Origin of the sequence: Flavobacterium sp. (assembly GCF_035456085.1) — a bacterium.
In the GTDB taxonomy this organism is placed as follows: Bacteria; Bacteroidota; Bacteroidia; order Flavobacteriales; family Flavobacteriaceae; genus Flavobacterium.
Genome location: NZ_DATIDY010000137.1, coordinates 1 through 3,212 on the forward strand (window position 1 = coordinate 1; position 3,212 = coordinate 3,212).

General features: G+C 34.5%; 5 protein-coding genes and 3 tRNA genes. All 8 read right to left on the reverse strand.

Features of this window, described 5'->3' with window-relative positions; all coding sequences use genetic code 11:
* Positions 1-186 (reverse strand): GTP-binding protein (locus VLC96_RS10920; protein ID WP_325262906.1); only part of this gene is annotated, 186 nt, incomplete at its 3' end.
* A 54-nt stretch (positions 187-240) separates the two neighbouring features.
* A tRNA-Thr gene (locus tag VLC96_RS10925) sits at positions 241-312 on the reverse strand.
* 63 nt (positions 313-375) lie between these two features.
* Positions 376-456, reverse strand: a tRNA-Tyr gene (locus tag VLC96_RS10930).
* 50 nt (positions 457-506) lie between these two features.
* Positions 507-580, reverse strand: a tRNA-Thr gene (locus VLC96_RS10935).
* A gap of 91 nt (positions 581-671) precedes the next feature.
* Positions 672-974 (reverse strand): ribosome hibernation-promoting factor, HPF/YfiA family, encoded by a 303-nt coding sequence (hpf, locus tag VLC96_RS10940; protein WP_325262907.1) that lies wholly within the window; start codon positions 972-974, stop codon positions 672-674.
* Positions 975-1,007: 33 nt separating this feature from the next.
* Complete coding sequence (locus tag VLC96_RS10945; RefSeq protein WP_325262909.1) at positions 1,008-1,907, reverse strand: tyrosine-type recombinase/integrase; 900 nt, start codon at positions 1,905-1,907, stop codon at positions 1,008-1,010.
* A gap of 75 nt (positions 1,908-1,982) precedes the next feature.
* Positions 1,983-2,180 carry a 30S ribosomal protein S21 gene (gene rpsU / locus VLC96_RS10950; RefSeq protein ID WP_115813444.1) on the reverse strand — a complete coding sequence of 66 codons (198 nt, stop codon included), beginning with the start codon at positions 2,178-2,180 and terminating at the stop codon, positions 1,983-1,985.
* 269 nt (positions 2,181-2,449) lie between these two features.
* Positions 2,450-3,212 (reverse strand): acyl-CoA dehydrogenase family protein (locus tag VLC96_RS10955; protein WP_325262913.1); only part of this gene is annotated, 763 nt, incomplete at its 5' end.

The following is a 3,212-nucleotide window of genomic DNA, read 5'->3' on the forward strand; positions in this document are numbered from 1 at the left end:
TGTAATACCTCTTTCTTTTTCTTCAGGAGCATTATCAATTTGATCAAATGATTTTGCTTGACAGTAACCAGCATCAGATAACACTTTTGTGATTGCTGCTGTTAAAGTAGTTTTACCGTGATCTACGTGTCCGATCGTACCAATATTTAAGTGTGGTTTCGAACGGTTAAAGGTTTCTTTTGCCATTTTACTTAATTTTTAATCTAGTTTATATATTTATTTCAATTTCCTACTTACTTGAGCCAACTACGGGAATTGAACCCGTGACCTCTTCCTTACCAAGGAAGCACTCTACCCCTGAGCTAAGTCGGCAGAATCCTTCGTCTAAGGATTTAAGATTTTCAATTCAGAATTCTAAACCTCAAATCAATTTTGTGGGGAGAGCAGGATTCGAACCTGCGAAGTTCACACAGCAGATTTACAGTCTGCCCTCGTTGGCCGCTTGAGTATCTCCCCTTTTTTTATCAGTAATCACATGAACTATTCCAAATCGCATTGGAAAAAAGAGCCGGCGGAGGGACTCGAACCCACGACCTGCTGATTACAAATCAGCTGCTCTAGCCAACTGAGCTACGCTGGCGATTTCAATAAAAAAAGTCCGCTATTTCTAACGGACTGCAAATGTAGAGATTTTATCTTTTAATCAAAACATTTTTTGAAAAAAATTTAAATTAAATATGTGTTCTTAACTTTTCCTTACGTTTTACTAGTAATCGTTCTAGAGATTCCGCTGATTGTTCGACTGCTTCTTCAAAGGATTTACACTGTTTTTTAACCAAAAAATCGTCTCCTGGAACATTAATCTTTATCTCGACAATTTTATTTTCCTTTTCACTTGTCTTTTCTACTTTTAAAAAAACATCTGACGAAACCACTCTGTCATAATATTTTTCTAACTTATCCATTCTTTCCTGAACGAAATCTACCAGCTTTTTGTCAACATTAAAGTTAACAGCATGAACATTTACCTTCATAATCAATCGTTTTAATTGTTAAACACATTCTAACTATTTTTTGTTTCTAGGATGCGCTTCTTTATACACTTTCTTGAGCTCATTCAAACTACTATGAGTATATATTTGTGTAGAAGCGAGACTAGAGTGTCCCAGTAATTCCTTGACAGAATTTAAATCAGCACCATTGTTCAATAAATGAGTCGCAAAAGTATGTCGCAATATGTGAGGACTTTTTTTTACCTTTTCGGAGACAGTACTAAAGTATGAATTTATTAAGCGATATACAAAAGAATCATTTAATTTTAACCCTTTTTTTGTAATAAACAGATACTCAGAATCTATAATAATTTCAAGCAATGAACGCTCTTTTATGTATTCATTAATCTGCTCTACAATCACTGGTAGAATAGGCAAAATGCGCTCTTTATCTCTTTTACCTAATACCTTAATAGTATGATTCGTAAAATTGATATTTGCAGTTTTCAAATGAATAAGTTCGGTTCTTCGTATGCCCGCAGTATAAAACAGTTCAACTATGAGCTTATCTCTAATTTCTTCAAATCCTTCTACATCTGGATGTTGAGATAACGCATCAACCAATTCTTTTTCTGAAAAAGGAATTTGAAGTTTCTTTTCCGTTTTCAGAGCTTTATGTTTAAGCAAAGGATTAATTTCAATTTGTTTTATTTTTAATAGAAATTTATAAAATGCTTTTAACGAAGCGATTTTTCTATTTACGGTAGTATTGGAAACACCATCATCAACAAGAGAAACAATCCAACTTCTAATTTGACTATAGTTGACCTGTTCAATAACATCTTGATCAAAGCTTTCTTTATTAAATGTCTCAAAATATGAGATATCATTTAAGTAAGCATTAATGGTATGTGGAGAATATTTTTTTTCGAGTTGCAGATAATTTCTAAATGCCTCTTTATTATTTGTAGTCATAAAAAAAACCGTTAGCATCAAAGTTAAGAAACTTTAATAACTAACGGTAAATTATTTTAAAATGCGTTGAAAGTATTAGATGTTCTCGATACTATCTCTTAATCCTTGGATGTAAGCCGCTTTTTGGAATTTCATTCTATTTGTAACAGAAGGTTTTATAAAAGCTGTACGAGCTCTTAACTGTCTTACTGTTCCAGTTTTATCAAATTTTCTCTTATAGCGCTTTAATGCTCTATCGATATTTTCTCCGTCTTTAATTGGTATAATTAACATAATTTTATCACCTCCTTTCGTTAAGTGCGCAAAAGTAAAAATTAATTATGAATTTGAAGTATAAATTTCAAATTATTTTTCTACTTACAAACTTAGAATGAATAAAATTGATTTACAACCCTTTAGAAATTCCAATGCCTTATGTTTTGCGTGAGGGATAGAAATAAGCTACCGAAGTAGCATGGATAGCCCGACGCCGTTGAGTAAAGAGGCTTTGTAAGCTTTCCTAAAAGTAAGCCTCTTTGCTCAACGGCGTCACGCCCAAATGCTTATTTTAATAAATTTCGAGAAATAACTAATTTTTGGATCTCTGTAGTTCCTTCACCTATAGTACATAATTTAGAATCCCTATAGAATTTTTCTACTGGATAATCTTTGGTATAACCATAGCCGCCGTGTATTTGAACAGCATCATTGGCAACTTTCACACACATTTCGGAAGAATACATTTTGGCCATTGCGCCCAATGTTGTTACGGGGCGGTTTTGTTCTTTTAGGAACGCAGATTTGTGCAATAGCAATTCAGATGCCTCGATTTCGGTAGCCATATCTGCTAATTTAAAAGAGATTGCCTGAAAATCGGATATGGGCTGCCCGAATTGATGTCTTTCTTTGGAATATTTTAAAGATGCTTCATAGGCACCTTTGGCGATTCCTAACGCCAAAGCACCAATTGAAATTCGGCCACCATCGAGAATTTTCATTGCCTGCACAAAACCATCCCCAATTTCACCTAATCTATTTGCGTCCGGAATACGGCAGTTATCGAATATTAATTCAGCAGTTTCGCTGGCACGCATTCCTAATTTGTTTTCTTTTTTGCCTGATGAAAAACCTGGCATTCCTTTTTCAAAAACAAACGTAGTCATTCCTTTTGAATCTCCTTTTGCTCCAGTGCGAACAACCACAACCGCTATATCACCTGAAATAGCATGTGTAATAAAATTTTTGGCTCCATTGACTATCCAGAAATCACCCTCACGAACGGCGGTAGTGTTCATTCCGCCGGCATCAGAACCAGTGTTATGCTCG